At 65.8% G+C, this 745-nt stretch carries 2 protein-coding genes; both read right to left on the reverse strand.

Annotated elements, in window-relative coordinates:
• Positions 1–508, reverse strand: a 508-nt coding sequence (locus EN925_RS38240; RefSeq protein WP_206633198.1) for an aminopeptidase P family N-terminal domain-containing protein, incomplete at its 3' end; no start/stop codon positions are given.
• 9 nt (positions 509–517) lie between these two features.
• Positions 518–745, reverse strand: a 228-nt coding sequence (locus EN925_RS38245; RefSeq protein ID WP_164894794.1) for a glycine cleavage T C-terminal barrel domain-containing protein, incomplete at its 5' end; no start/stop codon positions are given.

Here is a 745-nt window from a genome sequence, read left to right on the forward strand (position 1 = left end):
TCCCGGCGGCCCACCGGCGGACCTTTTGCTCGGTCAGCTCACCGCCATAGAGATACATCCACGACACCGCCGGCCGCACCTCGTTGACGACGCCGGAATGGTCGGACAGGTGCTCGCAGGAAAAATAATCGAACAGCACCACCGGGCCTTCAGTGGCGATAAAGCAATGCCGCGTCGGATTGTGCGCCACCCAAAGCTGCATGTTGGTGCTGTCGGTGGCGTAGCGGATGTTGACGGGGTCGTAGAGCAGGGCGCCGGCATAGCCGCGCCGCTTCAACTCGGCGCGGATACGCTCCAGCCGGTATTTTCGCATCGCCGCCAGGTCGGGCGCGGCAATGCCTGCCGCCGCCCACTCAGCCTCGGCCCGCGGGCCATAGCCCAGCACATGCTGATTGAGCGAACCCGCCTTCTGACGGGAGGCGTCGCGCAAAGCTTCGATCGAGCCCGGCTCGAACGGCATGATCTTGCGGTGGCGGCCAAAGCTGCCCTTCGGCCCCGCGCTGTCCATCGTCGAACCTCAGGTCCGCATCTTCTCGCCGCTCGGATCGAAGGGCGCTTCGACATTGATGCGGGCCGGGCGCCGGTGACCGAGGATCTCGATCTCGAACAGCCCGGCACTTTCGTCCTCGGCAAGCGCTGCGGGGATATAACCCTGCGCCATCGACTTCTGCACATAATGCGCATAGCCGCCCGATGTGACCCAGCCGACCACGCGCCAGTCGCCGTCGACGATGCCGCGCACGGC

Origin of the sequence: Mesorhizobium sp. M7A.F.Ca.US.006.04.2.1, from assembly GCF_004022915.1 — a bacterium.
Classification (GTDB): Bacteria; Pseudomonadota; Alphaproteobacteria; order Rhizobiales; family Rhizobiaceae; genus Mesorhizobium; species Mesorhizobium ciceri.